At 45.2% G+C, this 25837-nt stretch carries 18 protein-coding genes; 7 read left to right on the forward strand and 11 right to left on the reverse strand.

The features are described 5' to 3' along the window. The 3 genes from QUA42_RS25280 to QUA42_RS25290 all read right to left on the reverse strand — a co-directional run. The coding region (locus QUA42_RS25280; protein WP_333141121.1) for a cadherin-like domain-containing protein at positions 1-2528 on the reverse strand (2528 nt) is incomplete at its 3' end. 166 nt (positions 2529-2694) lie between these two features. Beyond that, positions 2695-3144: a DUF4347 domain-containing protein gene (locus tag QUA42_RS25285; RefSeq protein WP_333141123.1), complete on the reverse strand. Its 450-nt coding sequence runs from the start codon at positions 3142-3144 to the stop codon at positions 2695-2697. A gap of 206 nt (positions 3145-3350) precedes the next feature. Further along, positions 3351-3485 (reverse strand): LuxR C-terminal-related transcriptional regulator, encoded by a 135-nt coding sequence (locus tag QUA42_RS25290; protein WP_333141125.1) that lies wholly within the window; start codon positions 3483-3485, stop codon positions 3351-3353. 391 nt (positions 3486-3876) lie between these two features. On the opposite strand from QUA42_RS25290, the gene QUA42_RS25295 reads away from it, so the two are divergent. The 3 genes from QUA42_RS25295 to QUA42_RS25305 all read left to right on the forward strand — a co-directional run bounded on the left by QUA42_RS25295 (position 3877) and on the right by QUA42_RS25305 (position 6562). Next, the gene (locus QUA42_RS25295) at positions 3877-4140 is read left to right on the forward strand and encodes a hypothetical protein (protein WP_333141127.1); all 264 of its coding nucleotides are present in this window, start codon (positions 3877-3879) and stop codon (positions 4138-4140) included. A 424-nt stretch (positions 4141-4564) separates the two neighbouring features. Beyond that, positions 4565-5848: a sodium:proton antiporter gene (locus QUA42_RS25300; RefSeq protein WP_333141129.1), complete on the forward strand. Its 1284-nt coding sequence runs from the start codon at positions 4565-4567 to the stop codon at positions 5846-5848. A gap of 240 nt (positions 5849-6088) precedes the next feature. Next, a complete protein-coding gene (locus QUA42_RS25305; RefSeq protein WP_333141131.1) occupies positions 6089-6562 on the forward strand; it encodes a hypothetical protein in 474 nt (157 codons plus the stop codon). Between the two features lie 380 nt (positions 6563-6942). Here QUA42_RS25305 and QUA42_RS25310 read toward each other — a convergent pair whose 3' ends face one another. The 7 genes from QUA42_RS25310 to QUA42_RS25340 all read right to left on the reverse strand — a co-directional run bounded on the left by QUA42_RS25310 (position 6943) and on the right by QUA42_RS25340 (position 14380). Then, positions 6943-7578 carry a class I SAM-dependent methyltransferase gene (locus tag QUA42_RS25310; protein ID WP_333141133.1) on the reverse strand — a complete coding sequence of 212 codons (636 nt, stop codon included), beginning with the start codon at positions 7576-7578 and terminating at the stop codon, positions 6943-6945. A gap of 6 nt (positions 7579-7584) precedes the next feature. Then, entirely contained in the window at positions 7585-7782 is a 198-nt protein-coding gene (locus QUA42_RS25315) for a hypothetical protein (protein WP_333141135.1), read from the reverse strand. Positions 7783-7790: 8 nt separating this feature from the next. After that, the gene (locus QUA42_RS25320; protein ID WP_333141137.1) at positions 7791-8045 is read right to left on the reverse strand and encodes a cupin domain-containing protein; all 255 of its coding nucleotides are present in this window, start codon (positions 8043-8045) and stop codon (positions 7791-7793) included. A gap of 24 nt (positions 8046-8069) precedes the next feature. Further along, entirely contained in the window at positions 8070-8327 is a 258-nt protein-coding gene (locus QUA42_RS25325; protein ID WP_333141139.1) for a hypothetical protein, read from the reverse strand. Between the two features lie 710 nt (positions 8328-9037). After that, positions 9038-9250, reverse strand: coding sequence for a hypothetical protein (locus QUA42_RS25330; RefSeq protein ID WP_333141141.1), 213 nt, complete (start codon positions 9248-9250; stop codon positions 9038-9040). Positions 9251-9254: 4 nt separating this feature from the next. Continuing rightward, positions 9255-9479 carry a hypothetical protein gene (locus QUA42_RS25335; protein ID WP_333141143.1) on the reverse strand — a complete coding sequence of 75 codons (225 nt, stop codon included), beginning with the start codon at positions 9477-9479 and terminating at the stop codon, positions 9255-9257. Positions 9480-9649: 170 nt separating this feature from the next. Continuing rightward, positions 9650-14380, reverse strand: coding sequence for a glutamate synthase-related protein (locus tag QUA42_RS25340; protein WP_333141145.1), 4731 nt, complete (start codon positions 14378-14380; stop codon positions 9650-9652). A 1185-nt stretch (positions 14381-15565) separates the two neighbouring features. Between QUA42_RS25340 and QUA42_RS25345 the strand changes: the two genes are divergently transcribed. From QUA42_RS25345 to QUA42_RS25360, 4 genes are all read left to right on the forward strand, one after another. After that, complete coding sequence (locus tag QUA42_RS25345) at positions 15566-15775, forward strand: transposase (RefSeq protein ID WP_333141147.1); 210 nt, start codon at positions 15566-15568, stop codon at positions 15773-15775. 314 nt (positions 15776-16089) lie between these two features. Continuing rightward, positions 16090-21582, forward strand: coding sequence for an AAA family ATPase (locus QUA42_RS25350; RefSeq protein ID WP_333141149.1), 5493 nt, complete (start codon positions 16090-16092; stop codon positions 21580-21582). A gap of 178 nt (positions 21583-21760) precedes the next feature. Then, complete coding sequence (locus QUA42_RS25355) at positions 21761-23890, forward strand: phosphodiester glycosidase family protein (protein WP_333141151.1); 2130 nt, start codon at positions 21761-21763, stop codon at positions 23888-23890. A gap of 150 nt (positions 23891-24040) precedes the next feature. Continuing rightward, positions 24041-24274, forward strand: a complete 234-nt coding sequence (locus tag QUA42_RS25360; RefSeq protein WP_333141152.1) for a hypothetical protein — start codon at positions 24041-24043, stop codon at positions 24272-24274. 197 nt (positions 24275-24471) lie between these two features. Here QUA42_RS25360 and QUA42_RS25365 read toward each other — a convergent pair whose 3' ends face one another. After that, positions 24472-25605 (reverse strand): succinylglutamate desuccinylase/aspartoacylase family protein, encoded by a 1134-nt coding sequence (locus QUA42_RS25365; protein WP_333141154.1) that lies wholly within the window; start codon positions 25603-25605, stop codon positions 24472-24474. Positions 25606-25837 lie beyond the last annotated feature (232 nt).

Raw genomic sequence — 25837 nt, forward strand, 5'->3', positions numbered from 1 at the left:
AGAGTGCCATTGTTGGGATTTGTGACTTTAGTTGCCGTCAATACATCACCGTCCGAGTCGATGTCGTTGGCTAAAACTCCCTCAACAACAGGCACATTCAGGACTTTACCGTGCAGGGTCTTGTAATTGTCAATTACGGCGAACGGTGGATTATTTGTGACATTAATATTTGCTAAAATGGCTGGTGAAGTAAAAGCCCCATCGCTGACAGTGTAAGTAAAACTATCGGCACCAAAAAAACCAGGATTGGGAGTATAAGTAAACGAACCATCATTATTAAACCCGAGAGTGCCATTGTTGGGATTTGTGACTTTAGTTGCCGTCAATACATCACCGTCCGAGTCGATGTCGTTGGCTAAAACCCCCTCAACAACAGGCACATTCAGGACTTTACCGTGCAGGGTCTTGTAATTGTCAATTACTGCGAACGGTGGATTATTGGTTATTTTAATCACAAATGTCTGGTTTGCCGAAGTATCGACGCCGCCGTTAGCTATACCGCCACTGTCTCTGAGGTTTAGAGTGATATTGGCAGTGCCACTTGCACCCGCCGCCGGCGTAAAAGTCAGTTGTCCTAAAGAGTCGATCGCCGGTGGTACGCTGAATAAAGCAGTATTGTCATTACCCACTACTTGAAAACTAACAGTTTGAGACGACTCGTTGGCGGGGCCGGGGGAAATGGCTGTAGCCCATCCAGGGACTGTTTGCGGGCCTGCGTTGTGGCTGGCGATGGGATCGACCCCTTTGACAAACGAAGGTGGATCGTTGACTGGATTAACTGCGATCGAAGTTGTTAAACTATTAGTGCTAAACGGCGTTGTTCCACCAGTAACTGAAGCATTGACGCCCGTAGTACCGTTACCCACTCCGTTACTTCCATCCCACGCCCGAAAAGTAATTGTTGGTTCGCTTCCAAGTGTACTGTAATAGTCTTTGTTAGGTACAAAGCGGACTCTCGCAGGCGTTTGCAGGGAAACCCGCGTTAGGTTGATGTTAGCTTGCGCCGAGGTTGTGTCGTCACCGAGGAATAGAAAATTAGGAATTTCGTAAGGATCTATCAAGCCGCTAAATCCTGAATAATTGCGCAGCGGGCCGGTTAGTATGATATCGCTGCCATCGGAAACAAAGTAAGTGTCACCTTGAACTCTGAGAGTGTAGTTAGTAGCAATATTGGTGTTATAAGGAACATTCTCTGCTGCAACAAATAAGCCGTTGGTTTGTCCGCCTGGGTTGGGAGTAATACCGTCGCCTTGTGCAAAGATCTTGCCAGAAGTTGCAGATAGCTGCTGAAAACCGATTTCAATGGCTTTGCGATCGCTAGTAACGGCAACAATGCTAAAACCCGCCCGATTTTGATTAGTGCGGGATTCCGAGATAATTTGAAGATTAAAAGACAAGCTAAAGCCTGTAGTGCGATCGAGCGGGGGAAATGACGGATTTAAAGGATTCTTTGTATACCCAGCATAAATACTATTGGCAGCAGTGCTGTTTAAATTAACTCCCTTACCGCTAAATATTTCTGAAGCTTTAGTGGCAGGAGAAAGAAGATTTAAGTTAGTCAAAGACAGCCAATTTTGAGCATTGGGAGTGTTACCAAGTAAGCCATTATAAAGAGGAGTCGGGCCGATCACGGTTGCTGAGATGTCAGACACTGTGCCGAAATTTGTCCAAGTATTGCCGTCAGTTGAAAATTGCCAGTTACCGTTAGTATTGTCTGCTGCGGTGACTGCGACACCCAAAGGATCGCCATTAGCGTCACTTCCTAACTCGCTAGTGAGGTTAAAAATACTAAAGCCTGTGTTATCTGCGCTGGGTATATCTTCATTAATTGCAATCGGCGGATTAACATTAGGAGTTGCCAAAGTCGGAGCGATGTTAACCTGCGGGTTGCGGAGGCTGTTAATATAAATAGTGTTAATTCCGCCGTTGGGCAAACCCAACGAACCCGGATTATTTACAGCATAATTAGCAGTTTTGTTGACCCCGCCAATAGCGCTGGAAAACTCGACAATACCCCCGTTGGCGGGTGCTGGAATTTGCACCTTAGCTGCACTCCCAAATACCCCTAACCCAGTCGTCGGCCAGGCGAGGGAATCAACAGAAGTAATTCCCTCACTGCTAGTATCTACCCAAACAATATCTGAGGCTGCAAAATCCCCGCCGAAAGCGTTAGTTCCGAATAAGACATTATTGAGATAAGTACCGCCAGCACCGTTATTTATCAGCAATTGAATGTTCCAATCAGCATCATTGCCGCCAGCAACGGGGTTGTAGGTAATATCATTAGTAGGAATGACATCTGAACCGCCCATCGCAATTATTGTTCCTGCCTTGAATACAGGAGAAATACTCTCCATGTTCCTGAACTGATAAGCAGAAAATTTCTGTGCTGTGTCACCGCTTGAATCGCCTACAAAAAAACTTTGAAGTTGAGCTGTTGTTAGATCTTCGGTCAACAGCAGTTCAACATACTCATTCCCCAGGAATTGCCCGTTGCGGCGGAATTCGTTAATAATTATCTGTCCCATCTAGATGCACCTAAATTTCAAATGATTATGTATTAGCTGCCAACTACTGTCGCTGTTTTTTCACTGTTAAATTAAATCTGCGTAATTACACTGAGATTCTGGCCCGTACAGTTGCGGGTGGAAGTAATTTTTGTTACTAAAATAATATCTGGAGTGCTGAGCAGTGTCAAGCAAAAGCTTGGATTATTGCGGAACTGCCGATCGGCGATCTAGAAGCAGCAATTTTTGCCTTCGTTAGTTGACTCAGTTGCTGCACAAAGTTAGCGCCCTTCTCTCCCGCCACTACATCCCACCCGTACAGCAAAATCTCTGCACTGTCTGCCAGCGATCGCGACCAACGCTGCAATTTCTTAACATAAGTTTTTAAATTTGTTAAGTTTAGATCGATCGCGCTTAGCTGCAAACTCGCGGGACTGCCATGGGAGATGATATGAATGCTTTTGATATTACTGCGACTCGCTAGTGCCTCAGTAATTTGTTCTACTCCATCCCGTACCACATCCAGGGTAATAACTTTTGTGCCCAATTCGATGCCGTTGCCGATAGTTTCGCCCTCGGGAAGGGCAGAGTCGAGAAAGGCGATCGCGGTGGGGACTAAACTTATATAGTCTGGCATAATACACCTGAAGGTAGATGAAGGTACGGAAATTAAGGTGTATTTACGTTAGCAAATTTATATATGAAGTGTCATCGGTAAAATGTCAGCATCAAGGGTGAATAATAGTAATTTTTTGTGAAGCTGCAACGGATTCATCTTGTAGAGGCGAGTTAAGCAAGTAATTCATTTCAAAAACCGACAATTCCAGTACAAAACTCGCTGTTCTAGGGTTCGAGCGCCAAAAGTTCTTCAGCAACCAATCCTTTCAGAATTGCGACTACAGCAGCTTGAGTGCGATCGCGCACTTCTAACTTTTGCAAAATTGCGTGCAGGTGAACCCGCACAGTCCCCGGAGCCATGTACAATATTTGTGCAATTTCCTGATTGCTTTCCCCCCCGCAACTAAAGCGAATATTTCCTGTTCTCGCTTCGTCAGCGCATTTTCCAAAAATTATGATTTTGACCCTACTTTCACAGGTTCAGGATTAGCAAAAACCGCCCTAATTTCCGCAGTTGCCGCCTTATCCTACCACGAAGCACCCGCTGCTACCGATCGAATTGCGCAAACCAAAGTTTCCGCCGCAATTCCCTTGAGGCAATAGCCCTAAGCTCCCGCTTAAATCAACCTTTCAATTAACGATTTTTGGGCGTGAGATGTTAAAATTAAAACAGGCATTCCTGAATGCCGCCGTTTAATTTGGCGGCACGTTTCAATGCCACCAATTCCCGGCCAACCGTCATTTCATTGCTTTGTTAGAACTCGCCCTGCCAGAAGTCACAGACAATGTTGAAGACGACGCAGCCACTTTAAAAGGTCAATCTTGTAACATTTACCAACGAGTTTTAGTTTGCATCTCAACTTATCCGAATTTTTTGCAATTGCTGCGGAGCTGGGCGAGGATTGCTAGCTATATAAATGCCGCATTTTATGCTGTGTTTGTCAACGCTCCAGACCGATTTTTAGTAAAAGCAGAAAGCTTGCACGTTGAAAGTTGTGAGCAACTCTGTCAATAATTTAAGGGGCAATTTTTGCGGGTAAACGGCACTAATAGAGCCAAAGCGATTTCGGAGGTAGCTAAACAGTATCGCATTACTCAAATTGTGATGGGCCAAAACCAGCAATCCCGCTAGCATTTGCTGCTGCGGCGTTCTTTTACTCAAGAGTTAGTGCGATCGATCAAACACGTAGATATGCACATCATCCCTACCGAAAAAAGTAGTCTTTCTCATTAATTATTATTCCTCAGTCATTAGTAATTAGTTATTAGTCGGATGAATGAAATAAACAATTGCGGGCGATTGTCAGTGACGGAGTTTACGGTGAATAAAAACAAAGCCCGCAGCAGCAGGTTAGAAGCATAAAGAATTTGGTATAACAACTGCAACTTTCGGAGGATAGCTGAATCTAGCGGGCGGTGGATGCGCCAGAAGCTTTTACGTGTCAAAATCGCACTTGGTAAACCTGATTAAAAGTGCGATCGCTATGGTGGATAATTACATTCTCAAATTGCTAGTTATTGGCATCCTCCTGCTGACCGTCACCTTGGGTTCGGGATGGATTTCGCGATTGCCGGTGTCTTATGCCTTAATTTATCTAATTGTCGGTATCGGATTGGGGCCCTACGGTGTCAAGCTAATTGACTTGCGTCCCGAAGCTCAATTTTTAGAAAGACTTACAGAATTTGTAGTTATTGTTTCTCTGTTCAGTTGCGGCTTAAAAATGAATCGCCCGCTGCAACTTTGGGCTTGGAATTCCACAGCGCGGCTGATCGGTTTTTTAATGCCAATTTCGATTTTTGCTGTTGCTGTGATCGGTCATTGGTTGGTGAAATTAGATTGGGGGGCTGCGATTTTATTGGGAGCAATTCTCGCTCCCACCGATCCAGTTTTAGCCTCAGAAGTTCAGTTAGCTAATCTAGACGATCACGATGAATTGCGTTTTGGTTTAACATCGGAAGGCGGTTTAAACGATGCTTTAGCTTTTCCCTTTGTTTATTTCGGCATTTATGCGCTAAAAGATAACAACTGGCCGAACTGGTTTTCGCAGTGGGTAGCAGTTGACTTGATTTGGGCGATCGCCGCAGGTATCCTTATGGGAATTTTAGTAGCTAAAGCCGTCACCTGGATCGATCGCCAACTCCAGCACTATCGACCGGCCGATCAATTAATGGAAGATTTCATTGCTCTGAGCACAATTCTGCTCACCTATTCCCTCACAGAAGTAGTCAACGGCTACGGATTTCTCGCAGTTTTTGTAGCAGGAATTGTGGGTCAGCGGAGTTACCACAACCCAGACAAGCCACTTTCCCAACTCCACTTTACCGAGCGCATAGAAAAGTTAATGGAAATAGCAACTATTTTACTATTAGGTTCGCTTTTGCGCTTAGAGCCTATGTTAGCCTATGCAGGCTACTCCCTCTTTGTAGCTGGATTATTAATTTTTTTAATCCGGCCTGTGGGAGCTTGGATTAGTACGATCGGCAGTCCTTTGCATCCCGCCAGCCGCTGGCTGTGCGGGTGGTTCGGCATTCGTGGTGTCGGTTCTATCTATTATCTTACCTATGCTTTCGGTCACGGTTTGGAAGGCGAAATCGGCGAAAGAATTGCCTGGATTACCTTTACAACAATCATAATTTCTGTGGTTTTGCACGGCATTACTTCCACCCCGTTAATGACCTGGTACGAGCGCCGAATCAAACCTAAAGTACCGGATTTAATTTAATTCACTAAGGTGCGTGACTTTAATAGTCCTGGACGCAACTGTCACACAAGAATCGACTTGTAGGGTGCGTCAGGCGAAGTTCTCTAACGGCGATCGGGAATTTCGGGAGCTGACGCACCTTACTATATAATCTAAAATCGACTTGTAGGGTGCGTCAGGCGAAGTTCTCTAACGACACCGAAAGAAAAGAAGATTATAATTTTTGGGATAACTATAATATAAACGTTCCCTGAATCAAAAATGGACCGATTTGAATTTCAGCTAGCAATGCTGCAACAAGGAGCAGAGGAACTAGAGAAAAAAATAGCTAACTTCACAACAATTCTGATGCAATTGAAAACGGTAGCAATTACCATTTGGGTAGCGTTGATTGGTTGGGTTTTTACAAGCAAAATAGATGCGTTGGTTCCCCTAGGATACGTTATAATTTTGGGTTTCTGGTTTTTAGAAGCTACCTACTGGAAGGTGCAATTTTATTACCTACAAAGAGCCAATGCACTTACCCAATTCTTGAATAATGAAAGTGCCTTAGATGAAAGTTTTAATACTCGCTCAATCCCGGAAGGTCTTGTTCACCCGCTCGGTTCATTAAAAACAATTAAAATGCCTTCTTTATGGAGAGCTATCTGCGCTCCATCAATCTATATTTTTTATACCTTTTTGTTTGTTGTTAATTCGATCGTTTGGTTAATAACTCTTAAAATAGCTCTCTAACTGGGTAAGATGCCAATGGGCGAGCGGCCGGACAATATCTTCCGTCCCAACTAACTAAAAGTGTAAATTGGAGGTTCAATTTGCTTGCTACTGAAAAAAACGGTTGCTTTCTGTATCGTTTGGGTTAAGAGTTTTCCTGTTCTCTCCTCAATACTTTGTTGGTTATTTTCAAATAATCATAACTGTTCGCGTTCAACTTCTACTAGGATAGCAACCTTTTATATTCAGGACTTAGGCAACTGGCATACTAAAATCAAGCTGTAGGGTGAGTCAGGTGAATTTATAGAACGATTATTGAGGGTTTAAAAATCTGACTCACCTTATTAATTGTGAATATTTCCAATTTTAAAAGGACACGAGAATGCAGTCCTTACCCGCAGCTAAACAGGTTTGATCCCAACTAATAAAGCGAGTTCGCGCCACTTCCAATAACAGTCTGCATCGGTAAAACCAATTTCTCTAAACCAGCGCAATTGCGTTTCGACATCAAGCAATTTATTAGAGGGATCGTCTGGCGAATCGCTAATACCCAGCGCCTCTCGAAATTTCTCGTGTAAAGCGGGAGTTGGGGACGCTACGTGCTCCAAATTGCAAAAAATGCCTCCCGGTTCCAAAAGCTCGAAAATCTCAGTGTAAAGCGAACGTTTGCGATCGTCTGCTACATGATGAATCGCAAAACTAGAAACAACCGCATCAAATTTGCCCAAATCCGGTAGCGGTTCATCAAAATTGTGTTCGATTACCGTGACATTCGGGTCATCAGCAAAGCGAATTCTGGCTTTTTCCAGCATTGTTGGCGAAAAGTCGATCGCCACACATTCAACATTTGGTCGATCGCACTTAAGCAGACCTAGCAACCGCCCGTCTCCCGTGCCCACATCCAGAATTCGTTTAACATTTTTCGGCACTTCCTCCAACAAAACCGCTTCACCTTCAGTGCGGTGAGGAATACCATCAGCCTTAGCCAGATACCATAAAGCGTGTTCCGCCGAACTCCAAAGATTGACTTGACTCATAAATTTTTAACTCTCATAAACCTCGCCATTTTGGCGAATAAAAATCCAACCATTATCGCTAGCTTTGGCAATTAAATCATCATCGGGATAATTGGCTGAATCACCATCAGTGCGATCGCCAATTTCGAGATAAACAACATCTGCATTCGAGCGGTTGACTAAATGATGCCCATCTGCATCCCCCGCCAGAAAACCCGCCGCCATACCCGGTTTCAGCCTTCCTCTCCCCAATTTGTAATCAGAGTAACTTCCCCTTCCCGAACATAGATTAACTCATCTTGCCGGCTGTGCCAATGCCTGAGAGCAGAATAACTTCCCGGCCAAATTCTCACCAAATTCACCCCCAAATTATGCAATCCGGCAGCATCGCCCAAGCGTTTTTTAGCTCTCTGCAAAACAGCCGATTGGAATTGCCTAGGGTACTTGGAAGCCGTAATCTGCGGCACATTGTTAGAATCTATAATCATATATTTTAACCCTCCAACCTATGGTTACAAACTACTCAAATTATATCTTACTTTTTCGGCAACTTCTATAGCTATTAATTCAATACCGGATAATCCTGGTACTGCATCATCATAATCTACTTTTCGGCGATAGCTTCGCAAATACCTCAAATTTTCTGCTATTTTCGGGCGAGCGCGATCTGGACTGACAGCGAATTGTTGCTGAACATATCTCTGAACGTCTCCTGTCTTGGGAATAGAAAGTCTTTCCCTATCCCGTAAATAGTATCGCGCTTGAATCAAAGCTGCATAGTAGGTTTTAATTATAAGTTGTTGTACATTTAAGCGGTGATACAAGCATTACCATTGTTGTGATTTTGCGACGATCCAAGTTAATTATTAATTGTCCTTCATTTAAGATGCGATGCAATAAATACTCTAGCTATTCACTTGATGTAAAAAGTGGATTGGCAATATATTTTTTGGTCAAATACCCTCCCTACTAATTCTATTCAGTTATAGTTGGGTCTGTATTCGGGGAGGAATTGTCAATGGAGATTAGGGATTTGTGTTTCACTTTGTTTGAGTTAATCTTCTTTGTTAGGAAAACTAGCATTATCAAAAACCATCACTATTTTTTCTTTTTTATCAGCAAATTTGGAGCCTTAATTTCCTGCTGATATCCATTTATTAATTAGCTCTTTATAAAAATTTTATTCGGGATTAAAATTATATAAATTGCCTTATTTGAGTGACTTTGCCGACTTTTGTTTAGCTGAATTTCTCACTCCTTACGTTACATCAACTCTGCTTTTTTTCGGTCTCTTCTGATGTTTTTTTTGCTGCCTTTTTTACAGCAGTTATTTCTTATAGTGACTCTTAAGGTGAATCCAATTTCGTCTCAAAACCTTATCTGTAATAGTTCTGGTTTTTTTTCTAATTTTAAATCTTCACCTGTTTTTATTTTAAAGGCTGTTCTTTTGTCGTGGTTTTACTTAAATTATCGGCTCTAGTTAGCGAGCGAGGTAAACATACTTTTTTTGCTTTAATATCATCCTAACTTGTCCTCCACTTAATTTTATTTTTGTGCCTAAATCTAAGTATCTTGCTAATTTCTGCGCTGTTCCTCTGACAAAAATATATCCTAATGTTTGAGGATGTTTATCCATTATTTCTAATAATATCTCTCGATATTTATCTCTGGCATTTTTGTGATTTTCATTCATTGTCTCATCTATTATAATTTCTAGATGCTCGGGGTTTTCCTTCAGAGACTCTTTTAAAGATTTTGTTGACTAACCAACCCAAAAACTCAGAGTTTTTAGATTGTTTTTTGCCATTACTGAGCAATAATAAAATCATAACTTTTTCTCTAAAATCTGCCTTTTCTTGCTCTTTTAAGGTTTTTTGGAGTTTCTCTATTTGTTTGGGATTGAGATATTTTTTGGGTGACATTTTTGTATTGATTGACTAAAGTAAATTTTTATTTTACCCTATTTAAAGGCACAACAGCTTCTATAGATCGCTTTTGCTCTTGGAAAAGTGATCGATTATTCCGCAAGTCCTAAGTAGATTAAAAAAGAGGCAACTCGCGTCGCCCCTCATCTATTTAACCAATTAGGAAATTACGCTTCCACAGCAATCTTTTGTTCCGAAGCCTCCGGGGAATTCGCTTCACTCGGCGGCACAACTTGCCAGAACCTAGGCAAATATTCCGACCAATTTGCTAAAATCTTCTCAGCTTTCTTGCTGCCAGTTCGATCGCACTGAGCCTCAATCAACTCCTTCAATTGCGCCTCCCCAGCCGCCGTACAAACGCGCTGCATCTTCACAATCTCCCCGTTGACATGAGCCGGGAAAGTGCCATCTTCATCGAGGAAATAAGCCAAGCCGCCAGTCATTCCAGCGCCGACGTTGCGGCCGACTTTTCCTAACACCACAATCACGCCGCCAGTCATGTACTCGCAGCAGTGATCGCCCGCACCTTCAATGACTGCTTTCGCCATCGAGTTACGCACCGCAAACCGTTCGCCAGCTTTACCCGCAGCCAACAGAGTTCCCCCCGTCGCGCCGTACAAACAAGTGTTGCCGACGATCGCATTTTCAGAAGCATCATAAGTCGCACCAGCCGGCGGTGCGATCGCGATTTCGCCACCGTGCATTCCTTTACCAACGTAGTCGTTGGCTTGGCCTGACAGTACCAGCGTCATCCCCGGCAAATTGAACGCGCCGAAGCTTTGGCCTGCGCTACCAGTGAAGTTGAGGGTGATTTGACCGCTAAAGCCGGTGTTACCGTGTTGCTGTGCGATCGCACCTGCTAAACGTGCGCCTACAGTGCGATCGGTATTCACCAATTTTACACTCTTGCTAACAGTGCCGTGATTGGCGATCGCACTTTGAATCTCAGCATCCGCCAGCAAATCATCATCTAACACAGGCCCGTTGGTGTGTACGTCGCCGTGGATCAAGAAAGATCGATCGCTCTTAGTATCCGGTAACTTGGTCAAACAATCCAAATTAATCGCTTGGGTTTTAGTTAGTTTCACCCCCTCGCGCATTTTCAGCAAATCCGCGCGGCCGATGATATCTGCGATCGACTTATAACCCAATTTCGCCAGCAAACTCCGCACTTCTTGTGCTACGAAATAGAAGAAATTAACAACGTGTTCCGGCGTTCCGGGGAACCGTTTCCGCAAGTGTTCTTGTTGAGTTGTCACACCCACGGGACAACTATTCATGTGGCAAACGCGAGCCATAATACAGCCTTCTGCAATCATTGCCACCGTGCCGAAACCGTACTCTTCGCCGCCCATCAAAGCGCCTACAATCACGTCCCAGCCGCTTTTAAAGCCACCGTCAACGCGCAGCAAAACTCGATCGCGCAATTTATTTTCCATCAGCACCCGGTGAACTTCTGTCAATCCGAGTTCCCACGGAGAGCCTGCGTGCTTAATCGAACTCAGTGGCGAAGCACCAGTGCCGCCATCGTGACCGGAAATTTGAATCACATCAGCATTTGCCTTGGCGACACCAGCGGCGACAGTACCGATGCCGACCTCCGACACCAACTTCACCGAAACTCCTGCTTTCGGATTGATTTGGTGCAAGTCAAAAATCAACTGCGCCAAATCCTCGATCGAATAAATGTCGTGGTGAGGAGGAGGCGAAATCAGCGTCACACCCGGTTTCGATCGGCGCAAATAAGCAATGTACTCGCTCACTTTCGGCCCCGGCAATTGACCGCCTTCACCCGGTTTCGCACCTTGTGCGATCTTAATTTCGATTTGTTCGGCGTTCATCAGGTACTCAGGAGTCACCCCGAAGCGTCCCGAAGCTACCTGTTTGATGGATGAAGAAGCTGTATCGCCGTTCTGCAAACCTTTTAAGTGAGGCAGCGTTTGTGAGAAGCCCGCAGCGCTCACATCGTTTAGCACTTTGTAGCGCACCGGGTCTTCGCCGCCCTCGCCGGAGTTGGATTTGCCGCCGATGCGGTTCATCGCAATCGCTAGCGTTTCGTGGGCTTCCGGGGACAAAGCGCCGAGAGACATTCCGCCGGTGGCGAATCGCTTGACAATATCTGCTACAGATTCTACATCTTCGATTGCAATGGGAGGGCGATCGCTCGCAAAGTCGAGCAAATCCCGCAAAGCCGTTACCGGGCGGTTTTCGAGCTGTTGCTTGTAAACCTCGTAATGGTCGTAGGCACTTTCACCATTTTTGTCACCAAATGGTGTCATTTTTGGTTCGGCCCCGTTGCCATTACTGTTAGTTTGAACCTTAAAAGTAGTGACAGCCTTGTGCAAAGCCTTAGCCATTTCCGGGCTGTTCATGTGATATTCACCACCCCGCCGATACTGCACAAAGCCGTAATTTTCCAGCTTTTTGAGGTGCAATTCTGGGAAAGCCTGACTGTGGAAAGACATTACCTCGTTAGCCAGTTCCGCGACACTCAAACCGCCGATGCGGGAAACAGTGCCTTTGAAGCCCAAATCGAGCAGATCGCCGCCAATGCCGATCGCCTCAAAGATTTGCGCCCCCTGATAGCTAGACAGCAGCGAAATCCCCATTTTCGACATAATCTTCAGCAAGCCGTTTTCAACCGCTGTGCGGTATCTAGCTTGAGCCTGTGTGACGGTAATATTGGGAACTTTGCCGTGCTGCATCAAATTTTGAGTCTTGGCGTCAGACCACCAGGCGCGCACGCTTTCCAATGCCAAGTAAGGGCAAACAGCCACCGCCCCGTAACCCAGCAAACAAGCGAAGTGGTGAGTGCTCCAACATTGGGCGGTATCCACAACTAGGGAAGTTTGCATCCGCAGGCCGACGTTAATTAAGTGGTGGTGAACCGCGCCAACTGCCAGGAACGGCGGAATATAAGTGCATTCTGCACTCAATCCAACAGAAGATCCATCGCCTTCTTTCTTCAAAAGTCGATCGCTCAAAATCAGAATTCTCGAACCCTCGCGCACGGCTTGAGCCGCCTTTTGACAAAGTTGCTCGACTGCGGTTTTCAAACCTCCAGGCCCGGCAGCAATTTTGTAAAGCGTTGACAATTCGGTTGCGGGGAAAGACTTTTGATCTTTCAAGAAACACAGTTCAGCGTCGTTGAGTACGGGGGAATCAATTTTCAGCCGCTTGGCATTTTCTGGTATTGCTTGCAGTAAATTGCCCCGCAGGCCCACATTCATCGTCAGCGACATCACCATTCCCTCGCGCAGGGGGTCGATCGGCGGATTTGTCACTTGAGCGAACCGCTGTTTGAAATAGTTGTACAGCAACTGAGGCTTTTCTGACAACACAGCCAAGGGAACGTCGTCGCCCATGCAGAAAGTCGGTTCTTTCCCAGAACTCGCCATCTCGACGATCACCATGTCCAAATCTTCGGCGGTGTAGCCAAAAGCAGTTTGGGTTGCTAACAGGGTTTGCGAGTCGAGGGTTGCGGTTTCGGCAAAAGGCTGCGGTTCCAAGGTTTCACGGTGTTTTTGCAGCCATTCGCCGTAGGGATGCCGCTTAGCAATTCGCTGTTTGAGTTGCCAATTTTTGAGAATTTCTTGAGTTTGCAGGTCAACTGCAATCATTTGTCCTGGCCCCAAACGGCCTTTTTCGACAATATCTGCTTCGGGAATATCGACAACTCCGGCTTCGGAAGCCACAATTACCAAACCGTCTTTAGTAATGCAGTAGCGCGCCGGCCGCAAACCGTTGCGATCGAGCGTAGCACCTACTTGTTTGCCGTCGCTGAACACCAGCAGTGCGGGGCCGTCCCAAGGTTCTTGAATGCCGCTGTAATATTCGTAAAAATCGACAATTTCTGGATAAGGAGCTAAATCCGGCTGATTTTTGTAAGCTTCGGGAACCAGAATTGTCAGGGATTCCAGGGGGGTGCGGCCGGAGTGTACCAACAACTCCATCACGTTGTCCAAGTTTGCCGAATCGCTGCTTTCGGGATTGACAATTGGGTTAAACGTGTCGATATCAGCTTGACTCCAATTCGGGTGAGCTAAATTCGCTTGCCGCGCCTTCATCCAGGTAATATTGCCCAACAGCGTGTTAATTTCCCCGTTGTGTCCCAGCAAGCGCATCGGCTGGGCTAAGCGCCAGCGGGGCAGGGTGTTGGTGCTGAAGCGCCGATGATAGACGGCAAAGGAGCTTTTATAAGCGGGATTTTTCAGGTCTGGGTAAAATTCTGCCAGTACGGCCGATCGCACCATGCCTTTATAGACGATCGTGCGGCAGGAGAAAGAGCAAGTATAAAAGTCTTCGCGGGTGAAGTTGGGGCGATTTGACAGCGCGTGTCCGATCGTGCGGCGCGCCAGAAATAGATGTCTGTCGAGTTCGTCTCCGGCTAATTGCGGTGAACTGACAATTACTTGTTCGATTTGAGGTTGATTTTCTAGCGCTTGCTCGCCCAAAACCGACGGTACAATGGGAACTTTGCGCCATCCCACAACTGTCAGCCCGCGATCGGTCAGAACTTGCTCAACCACCTGCCGCGCTATAGTCGCTTGAAATTTATCTTGAGACAGAAACAGCATTCCCACGCCGCAGTTTTCCCGTGCGGGAGGCACAATTCCCTGTTCGGCAAACCAAGCATCCAGCAATTCCCAAGGAATCGCGGTCATCAAACCCGCACCGTCGCCGGAATCTTGGTCGGCGCTGCAACCGCCGCGATGTTCTAGACAAGTTAAAGCTGGAAGGGCTTTCTCAATAATCGAGTGGGTGGCTTCACCGCTTTGGTTGGCAATAAAGCCCACACCGCAGGCATCTCTTTCTTCCACTAACCAGCTTTGGCCGGCATAGGGAGTTCCTCGCTGAGTCTGATGCACGTTTCTGTTTGGATCGATCGTGTTACCCATGTTGATTGAATGTTATTTCCGTGATTGTGTGGTTGATGCGTTTTTATAGCTCGGAGAGAGAAGGCTGCCGAGCGGTGGGAGCCTAGTAAACTTTAAGACAGCACGTTGGAAGCTGAGTTGATTAAAAATTTACGTCTATGCGGCCTGTACTTAGCACTGAAACCCTGTTTGCAGATTTTAAATTATCTCGCTCGCATCCCCTCGGAGATGTCTCCTAGAATACCCTGCTGTTAAAAAGCAGTGATGCTTTGGGCGATCGCCGTCCTGCAACTAGATACATTGCAGGCGATCTAGTTTTTTGTGTGGGTTTTTCCTGAGTTCGGAAGGGTAGCCTTGCGGACTCAGGTAGATAGTAACTTTAGCGTTATTTTGCTTGCTGCGCTGTTGAGTTGCTTTCGTCAGCGCCCGCAGACACAAAAGCCACCTGCCCGCTCAGTCAGTAGGTGCAATGTTGTAGCAGCGCGGTTCACAACTGGTAAAACCTGTCTTATTGTGCAGTCAACCCTCGGGCCGCGAACATCAATTGTATCAAGAAATTGATAAAATTTCACCGCTTACAGTCTGAGTTTGCACGCAAGTCTGGTCAGCGATCGTCCAGAACCCTGGCTAAGATGCCTAGCGGAAAAAGGTTGACAGTTGGGCATAACTCTAATTTGTATTTTTTTACCCACAAACGTTTGTAACTCATCAATGAATTCTATTTCAACGATTTCTGACACATTATGAGGATCTAGTAGAGGCAGCGCAGCCTTTTTTACCACGCCCAAAAACGGATGCTTGACTTTCTGACAGGAGTCGTAGAGAGGCAAAAATTTTAAACTATTGTTCAAGCTTCCAGATTCATCTGTGCAGCCAATCTCAAATCTAAAATCGACTCGCGCTCACAAACTTGACTTGTGTAATTTTATTGAGATATATGGTGGTCGTTTTTATTGACTTGAGTGGATTGCATTGGGGACATTTCATTTTTATTTGTTCTAAAATAACGTTGGCAAACGGAAAAAAAGCGAGACTTTAGCTGGCTCTGTAGAAGGAACACGGGGGAATTTATTCCAGAGTTAATCCTGGTAAAGATTGAGATTAATGACCAAAACTTTATCAACTTATATTACCCCGTGAATTTATAAAATTAATCGGTTTCCTGCTTTAGAGAATTCACATATTACCGCAAACAACACAACTTTAGTGCTATTAATCAAGCTTGAGGGACAGTGTGTTTGCGATCGCGATGGTAATGCAACTAGAAATATCCTCCAGGAGAAAATGCGTACCGTAGGACATAGGGGAACTTGGGGTGACACCCTAAATGCTTGTGAACAGATGACATCTACTGAGGCTGGAGAAATCCTGTATCAACAAATCGCCTCTTTTAATCAAGAATCTCAGTTTTTTTAGACCCCAGAGTGTCAAAAATTATCCCTTAATGAGGCTACGCCTATTAATTAGCTTCTTAAGTTCCTATTTAATAATGAACGGTTGTCGTTCAATCAGCGTTAGCATCTTTAATTTTCTAGTTAGTTTCAACTCCAGTATCAACAACTATGACATAAAATATTAAGTCTTGTTTTGAAAATCGCTTTTTTATAATTTAAGCTACACAGTAGATTAAACTAAGTATAGTTAATAAATAGCACGGCCGATAGAGCGAAAATAGTAGATAGTAACTCTAAAAAGCTGCAGCTAGACAGAAGTAGTAGGAATACGTAAATATGGCTAGCATAACAAATATTTTTCGAGGATATCATATTAACGAGCAAATATACGCCGGTAATCGAACTCTAGTTTATCGTGGTCTTCGCTCTTCCGATCAGCAGCCCGTCGTGATTAAACTGCTGCGAAATGACTTTCCTCGCTTCAACGAACTCGTTCACTTCCGCAACCAGTACGTCATTGCTAAAAACTTACAAATCCCCGGCACTGTCAAGGCATACAGCCTGGAGACTTACAATAACCACTACGCTCTGGTGATGGAAGACTTTGGGGGAATTTCCTTAAGTAGCTACCTCGCTAGTTTAGTGTTCGCGAGCAACGAACCCCTCAAAGGCTTGCCTATTAACGAGTTTCTTCCCATTGCAATTCAAATTGCTAACTCACTCGACGGACTTTATCGCCACCACGTCATCCATAAAGACCTCAAACCTGCCAACATTCTAATTAACCCCGCCAGCAAAGAAGTGAAGCTGATTGACTTCAGCATCGCTTCCCTGTTGCCGCGCCAAACCCAAGAAATTCAAAATCCCAACGTCCTCGAAGGCACTTTACCTTACATATCTCCAGAACAAACTGGGCGAATGAACCGGGGCATTGACTACCGCACGGATTTCTACTCTCTGGGAGTCACATTCTACGAACTGCTGACGAGACAGTTGCCTTTCCAAAGTGACGATCCCATAGAGTTAGTACACTGTCACCTGGCAAAGCAGCCTATCTCAGTCCATCACCTCAACAATAGCGTTCCATTGGTGCTGTCTGAAATTGTTAGCAAACTGATGGCGAAAAATGCTGAAGAGCGGTATCAAAGTGCGATCGGACTCAAGTTTGATTTGGAAAATTGTTTGCACGAATGGGAAGAGACAGGTCAAATTACTTCCTTTAAATTGGGAACGCGAGATTTGTGCGATCGGTTTATCATTCCAGAAAAATTATATGGTAGAGAACTCGAAGTATTCTCTCTACTGAGAGCCTTCGATCGCGTGAGTGCAGGAAGCGCCGAAATGATGCTGGTGGCTGGCTCCTCCGGAATTGGCAAAACCGCCGCAATCAACGAAGTTCACAAACCGATTGTCGCAGCTAGAGGCTACTTCATCAAAGGCAAATTCGACCAATTTGGGCGCAGCCAACCCTTCTCAGCTTTTGTACAAGCTTTTCGCGATTTAATGGAGCAATTGCTGAGCGAAACAGATGCTAAAGTTGAGCAGTGGAAGACTCAAATTCTGGCAGCATTGGGCGATAATGCTCAGGTAATCATTGAGGTAATTCCCGAAGTAGAGCGGATTATCGGAGAGCAACCACCGGCACCAGAACTCGTCGGCAGTGCTGCCCAAAATCGCTTCAATCGGTTGTTTGAGAAGTTCATTCAAGTCTTCACCACCCAAGAACATCCCCTCGTCATTTTCTTAGACGACTTGCAATGGGCCGATTCAGCCTCATTGAAGTTGATTCAACTTCTGACGAGCGATCGCGATCGTCGCTATCTCTTATTAATTGGAGCGTATCGAGATAACGAAGTCAGTCCCGTACACCCTTTGGTCCTGACATTATCGGACATTCAACAAACGGGAGCTACAGTAAACACCATTACCCTCGCGCCACTCAATCGCTTCAATTTGAATTGTTTGATTGCCGATACTTTAGTTTGTTCTAGAGCGTTGGCTATGCCCTTAACAGAACTGGTCAATCAAAAAACCCAAGGCAATCCATTTTTTAGCACACAGTTTCTCAAATCTTTGCATGAAGATGGGTTAATTACTTTTAATTTTGAGGCGCGGCACTGGCAGTGCGATATCGCCACAGTGCGAACCTTAGCCCTGACCGATGATGTTGTAGAGTTCATGGCGCTTCAATTGCAAAAGTTGCCCCCCGAGACGCAAGAAGTTTTAAAGTTAGCTGCTTGCATTGGCAACGAATTTGATTTAGCAACATTGGCGGTAGTTTGTGAAAAATCTGCTTCAGATACGGCAGCAAACTTGTGGCCAGCTTTGGAAGCAGGGTTGATTCTCCCACTGACTGAAGTTTATAAATTTTTCACTTCAGACGACTTTGAATTCATAAATCAAAATTCAGAAGGAGAAAGCAATACTTCTGACTCATGGTTCCAAAATCCCGACTCCTGTTATTACAAATTTCTGCACGATCGCGTACAGCAAGCAGCTTACGTTTTGATTCCCGAATCCCAGAAACAATTTACTCACTTCAATATTGGTCAACTTTTGTTGATTAATACTCCGAGAACAGAAAGAGAAGAGCAAATTTTTAATATAGTCAACCAGTTGAATTATGGTGTTGATTTAATTGCCGAACCCACCCAGCGTTACGAACTGGCTGAGTTGAATTTGATCGCGGGACGCAAGGCAAAGACTGCTACCGCTTATGCTGCTGCACGCAAATATTTAAGTTTTGGCAGGCAAATCCTAACTTCCGATAGCTGGCAAACTCACTATGAAACAGCCCTCGATCTACACGTATTAGGGGCAGAAACTGCATACCTGAGCTATGATTTTCAGGACATGGAGGAATTAGCTGATTTAGTCCTGCACCATGCCAGAACGCTGCTGGATAAGGTGAAAGTGTATGAAATCGAGCTTTCTGCTTGTACGGCGCAAGTCAAACCCAAACAAGCCGTTGAAATGGGGTTAGCAGTTCTCAAACTCTTGGGAATCTGCTTCCCAGAAAATCCAACTCCGGCAGATATTCAGCAGCGACTAGAACAAACAGCGTCACTTTTTGCGGGGAAAAAAATCGCCGAGTTTATTGATTTGCCAGAAATGGAAAATCTCCAAAAGCAAGCAGCCTTGCGGATTCTATCAGGTTTAGTTTCTCCAGCCTACATCACGGCTCCACTTCTCCTGCCACTGGTTATTGTGGAAATGGTGCATTTGTCGGTTAGTTATGGGAATGCCCCCTTATCTGCCTTTGCTTACGGCTTGTATGGATTGATATTAAGTGGTGTAGTTCAAGACATTGAAACAGGGTTTAAATTTGGGCAATTGGCGTTAAATATTGTCGATCGCTTTAATGCCAATTACCTCAAAACCAAAGTATTTTATACAGTCGGCGTTCACATCATACATGGCAAACATCATGTTAAAGAAACTATCCCTCTTTTAAAAGAGGGTTACGCGATAGGACTGGAAACCGGAGAGCTAGAATTAGGATATTCAGCCAAAGAAATCTCTCAATATTCATATTTAATCGGTCGAGAAATCGCGGGACTCGAAGAGGAAGTAGCCACCTACTGCAATGCGCTGGTTCAATTCAAACAAGAAGTAGCGTTAAATTATACCCAAATCGTTCATCAGGCTTTATTAAACCTGCTGGGGCGATCGGAAAATCCCTGTCAATTTGTGGGAGATGCCTATAATGAAGAAACAATGCTCCCATTTCACATCGAAGCAAACGATCGCAACGGGCTTCACTATTTGTACTTCCATAAAATGCTTGTGTGTTACCTGTTTGGAGAAACCGAGCAAGCTTTAGAAAATGCTCGGCAAGCCGAACAGTATTTAGACGCGGTGACGGGTATGCTTAACGTGCCGATGTTCTACTTTTATGATTCTCTAGCACGGCTGGGAGTTTGTACCGAGGTGAGTTCATCGGAAGAAAAACAAGAACATCTGGAAAAAGTGAAAAGCAACCAGGAAACTCTTCATAAGTGGGCACATCACGCCCCTATGAATTTTTCTCACAAATGTTACCTAGTGGAAGCCGAACTGTTCCGAGTGCTGGGTGAAAATGTGCAGGCGATGGAGACTTACGATCGCGCCCTTTTTCTTGCTAAAGAAAACGATTATCTCAACGAGGAAGCTCTGGCGAATGAATTGGCTGCTAAATTTTACTTGGCATGGGGGAAAGAAAAAGTTGGTCAGGTATATCTAATAGATGCTTACTATGCTTATGCTCGGTGGGGAGCGAAAGCAAAAATCGAGGATCTAGAACAACGCTATCCCCAACTTCTGGCCCGTATCTTAAAACAGGAAAAAGCTCGTTCCTTCGGGGAAGGTATTACCTCCAATGAGACTTCATTCATTTCTAGTACTCACCAAACAATTACTGGGAGTACCAGCATCGCAGTCCTAGATTTACCCACGGTTATCAAAGCTTATCAAGCTCTGTCTAGCGAAATAAAGCTTGAACAATTGCTCACTACCCTGATGGAAGTGGCGATTCAAAATGCAGGCGCTCAAACAGGAGTATTGATTTTGAAAGAAGATGACAACTGGAAAATCGCTGTTCACTGTAGCGATCGCCAAGGCTGTCTTCTGCAAGAAACTATTGAGATGGAGGAGAGCCAATCAATTCCCCAGACAGTCATTAATTACGTCAAACGGACCCAGAAAACCTTAGTTTTCGATGATGTCAAGACTGAATTAATATTTACTTCTGACATTTATATAAAGCAGCAAGAGCCTAAGAGCATCCTATGTACTCCGATTATCCATCAAGGCAAAATGATGGCAATTCTGTATTTGGAAAATAATCTGACAATGGGGGCATTCACTCGCGATCGCGTCGCCCTCCTCAACATCCTCTGCTCCCAAGCTGCCATCTCGCTGGAAAACGCCCGCTTGTATCAGCAATCTCAACAGCTTTATGAGCAATCCCAGGAATATGCCCAAAAACTAGAGTTTTATCTTCACGATCTCAAACAGATGCAACTGCAATTGGTGCAAAGTGAGAAAATGTCTGCTCTCGGAAATTTAGTCGCAGGGGTAGCCCACGAAATTAACAATCCCGTAGGCTTTATCGCCGGCAATTTGCAACCCGCTCAAGAATACGTCGGGGATTTATTCAATTTGATCGATCTCTATCAAGAAACATTTCCCAATCCGGGAATGCAAATAGAAGCAGAAATTGAGGATATAGACTTGGAGTATTTGCGAGAAGATTTGCCGAAATTGATTGGCTCGATGAAGGAGGGAGTTGAGCGCATCCGCAATATCAGTACGAGTTTGAGAACGTTTTCCAGGGCAGATAGCGATCGACCAGTTTCTTTCAATATTCACGACGGACTCGAAAGCACTCTGCTAATTCTCAAGCACCGTTTAAAAGCCAGCGAGTTCCGCCCTGCCATTGAAGTTGTGAAAGAGTATGGTAACTTGCCCCTAGTGAAATGCTTTCCCGGGCAGTTAAACCAGGTATTCATGAACGTACTGGCAAATGCCATTGACGCTCTGGAAGAGTCAAATAAGGAGCGCACTTTTAATGAAATTAAAGCCAGACCTAATCAAATCACGGTTCAAACTTCTCTGAGCGAATTCAAAAATTACGTTTTGATTCGCATTAAGGATAATGGAGTGGGGATGTCGAACGAAGTCAAGGAAAACATCTTTAACCACTTATTCACAACCAAGCCTGTGGGTCAAGGAACCGGATTAGGATTGTCTATAGCCCACCAAATTGTTGTGGAAAAACATAAAGGTAAGTTACTCGTGAATTCTTCTTTGGGGCAGGGTGCGGAGTTTGTGATTTCTATTCCGGGGTGAGCAGTTTGTAGTAGGGCTTTAGCGCAATTAGTGCGCTCGACTAACCTAGACTCGCTCGACAGATTCATGCCGATCGTAGTCATCGTCAAAAAGATCGGGTTTAGTAGCAAGAAACATACGGATATTCCGGGTTTCTAGACACCCATGCGTTTAGAAGTGAAATTGTGAGTTGTAAGCTGTGAAACGTAATTTGTCCTATTGGCGTCCAATATTGTCAGTTTCGGTTTTACCCGTACTGGCTATCGCCCCGTCTTTGCTCTGGAATCAACCCGGAAGAACACAAGAGGGCGAGAGGGCTGGGCTGATTCATGCTTCGAGAACCCGCCAGGGAATTCATTCCCTGGCTGATAGCGAAAGTCGGTTAAAACCGAATGAAATATTCACCGATAGTTCTCTTGAGAGAACTTCAGCTATGAGAGAGGGAATTCATTCCCTGTCGGAATATAGGTTTTTGGCTCAATCTGTACCGCCATCTTCGAGAATTAGAAAAGGCAGCCAAGTGTCTCTAAACGGCCGCATTCTCCCCCTAAGTTGGACTCAGCAGTCGGCAAACACCACTTCTGCGGATTTCCGAACTTGGATTGCTGACGTTGGATTGATGCAAAGTGCGGGAGTGGATTTGCTCAGCGCCGCCGACAGTACCAAACAACCGGTGCAGTGGTTTTCGGTATCTTTAACTGGCCCTCAAAGCTTAGCAGCGCGGCCAACAGGCCCGTATCGTTACTTAGATGTTACCGATTTTGCTAGACTTGCGGGCTGGGAGATATCTGCTGATGGGAATATTCTAAAAATTACTTCTCAAACAGCAAGTGTTACCGGAATTCGGCAAGCAGAAATAGAATCGGGCGATCGCATTGTTGTAGATCTCGATCGGCCCGCCCCTTGGCAAGTCAACTTTGTCGATAAACCAAGCCCCTCGCCGACACCCACACCCAACCCCCCCGACGACCCCACAAAGCCCGCTATCCAACCTAGAACCTCCGCAGCGCCAAACCTCGAAACACCAGACGACCCGACCAAACCCGCCCTCCCGCTGCAAATAACGCCCGCAGCGCCGATCGCCGGTCAAGAATGGTCGATCGCGATCGATGCCAAAGCCGATGGCAATGCGGTCGATCGCACTTTTGCCCCCAGCAAACAATTGCTATCACTAAAAGTCGAACCTGCTGGCGCTCAAACCCTAGTCAAAGTGACGATTCCTTTAGGTTGGCGGCCGCAAGTTTTCAGCCTGGGAAATCCCAATCGATTAGTTATCGACATTCGCCCCGATTCGTTAGTAGAAAAAAACATTCTTTGGGCTCCCGGTGTGCAGTGGCGGCAGCAGTATCAAAATTTAGGAACTGCTCGTTTTCCAGTAGTTTGGTTAGAAGTTAATCCGCGTCAATCGGGTGTAAAAATTCGACCAATTCTCAGCAATCCGCCGACAGACCAAGGCACTGCACCTTTATTGCAAACAGCCGAAGTTTCGGGAGCGGCGGCTGCAATTAATGCAGGTTTTTTCAATCGAATTAATCGCTTAGCTTTAGGGGCAATTCGGCGTGATAATAAATGGCTTTCCGGGCCGATATTGAACCGGGGGGCGATCGCCTGGAACGATCGAGGAGAATTTGCGATCGAGCGTTTTACTTTGCAAGAAACTTTGATAACTCCGGCAAATCAATTTTTGCCTGTTTCTCATCTCAATAGTGCCTACGTACAACCGGGAATCGGTCGCTACACTCCTGATTGGGGAACAACTTATACTCCGCTGTCCGGCAATGAAATAGTTGTGACAGTTGCTGACGAGCGAGTTGTCAGCCAATCCCCCGGAGGTGCGCCGGGAACAACAAGTTTTCCCATTCCAGCTAACGGTTATATTTTGGCTTTGCGTTCCGATTTTTCGCCTGCCTCTCAATTCACTCCCGGTACATTATTGCGTCTGGAAACTAACTCTTTTCCTGCTGATTTTAACCGTTTTCCTTACATTCTCGGCGGCGGGCCTGTGTTAGTTCAAAACAGTCGAGTTGTGCTGGATGCGAAGGCGGAAGGGTTTAGTGATGCGTATGTTAGACAGACAGCAATTAGAAGTGCGATCGGGCGAAATGCTGCGGGGAATTTGCTGATTGTAGCGGTGCACAATCGCGCGGGCGGGGCTGGGCCAAATTTCGCAGAACTGGCGCAGATATTGCAGCAAATGGGTGCTGTGGAGGCTTTAAATTTGGATGGGGGAAGTTCGACGAGTTTGTATTTGGGAGGTAGTTTGCTCGATCGACCTCCGTCAACTGCTGCGAGAGTTCATAATGCGATCGGTATTTTCATTCAACCATAAACCGTCACCTTAAATTGTAGGGTGCGTCAGTGTGCGTTATCTTCTCAAAAATTGAGAATCTCCGCACTGACGCACCTTACAAACTCTTGTCCTCCCCTTATTAAGGGGGGAGTAGAAGTTTTTATAATCCAAAATCCAAAATCCAGCGGCTTGTTTGTATGTGATGATAACGGGATTTCCCAGCGAAATTTGGAGGATCAAGACCCGTTTTTGGCGGTTTTACAAAATGATGCGGTTCCTGTGCGCGATCGCACTTCTGCAATTCCTCAACCGCTAGCCACCGTTATCGATCGCGCTTTAATTGACAATCCAGAAATTTATTATAAAAGTGCAGCGGAATTTAAACAAGCCCTATTCAATAGTATATCTTCAGTTGACAGTTGACAGTTGACAGTTGACAGTTGACAGTTGACAGCGACCTCTACCTGGAAGGAAGAGGATTGGAGTCATGAATATTCTTCTTTTAATTTCTCCATAAAAGAGAGAGGCTTTAAACCAATTCTTTCTGGTAAATTCTGGTTGGACTACCAATAGGTTTTCATAAACTCGGTTTCTTCAAGAAACCGGGTTTCTTGGTATTCTCAATCTGCCATCACAGACAACACATACTCTCCTTGATTTACTGACTGATTGGTCGAAACATCAAAAATGAAACCATCCGACTCAGCACACACATCAACTAAACTCGGAAATTCCCCATTCTTATTAAAGCTGAGAATTTGATAAAGCAGATCGCCCTTTTTGACATAACTCCCCAATTGCACTCGATTTTGAATCATCCCGCCCGCCGGCGCGTAGTATTTGCTCACTGAATTCTTGGAAGTGAAAATAACTTGATGGGCGGCAGTTTCCGGGAGAGGAAATCCATCTAGTTTCAATAAACCCTTACTTGCTAAGTAATTTTTGATGCCCCGCAAGCCATTCGCCACCGACTGGGGATTCATTTCCATCCCCGAACCTAATTCTAAAGTCCAAGCTTCCACGTCAAATTGGAGTGCACTTCCCAACTCTGCCAAAATCTTCTCCAAAGCCAGCCAAGGCTTGAGAAACGCCTCGTCAAAAGCATCGCCGTCGTACTCGTTCATCAAGATTGCGCGATCGAGCAAAAAAGCTTTTGCACTCTCCTCGCGGGAATTAAAACAGTAAAGGTAATCTAAACTTTGATTCGTAGAACTGTGCAAGTCGAGCACATAGTCAGCATCCAAACACAAAGATTGTAGCTGATATCGGTAAAGTTCGCTGTAGGGGCGGCAACTAGGAGCGTTAATTTTTTCCAACTCTTTCGCAAAACTCAAAGCAATAGCTTTTCTGTAATTAACTTTGACAGTATCGGCATCGAGATGGATGTGAGACTTAGCAAAACCCCGAATATCTTCCCCTTGTTTTTCAAAATCCCAGAAAATCCGGTTCCAATTTACCCCATCATAAAGATTGTAGCGACCAGGGGAAAAATGGTGCGATCGCTGGCTGACACCCACAGGATTGCAAACCGGAACTAGCCAAATTTCCCCGCTTAACTGGCTGCTGTCCAAAGACATTAAAAACTCAATTAATTGGTAAATCACAGCATTACCGCTAATCTCAGCGCCGTGGAGGTTAGATTGGAGATAAGCTTTTTTGCCGGGAATCGCACCTTGGAACTGATAGACTTGCAGTGAAAGCCGATCGCCCGAAGCAAGCTGCACCACAGGAATAGTCGAAATAACTGGAATCATAGAGAAGGAAGAGGGAAGACGGAAGAGGGAAGAAGGAAGAGAGAAGAGGGTAGAGGGTAGAAGGCTAAAATTTTTTTCTTTCTTCTGCCAACTGCCAACAGACTTATTCCTTCATAGCCGATTTGGTGACGAAGGTTTAAAATCAATACAGTCCTGTGCGATTCGTTTAGCCTAAGTGAGTAAAAATACTCAGGGACGGCTAGTATGGTTCACAAAGCCATAACAACTAAAT

Origin of the sequence: Microcoleus sp. Pol11C2 (assembly GCF_036701505.1) — a bacterium.
Taxonomy (GTDB): Bacteria; Cyanobacteriota; Cyanobacteriia; order Cyanobacteriales; family Microcoleaceae; genus Microcoleus.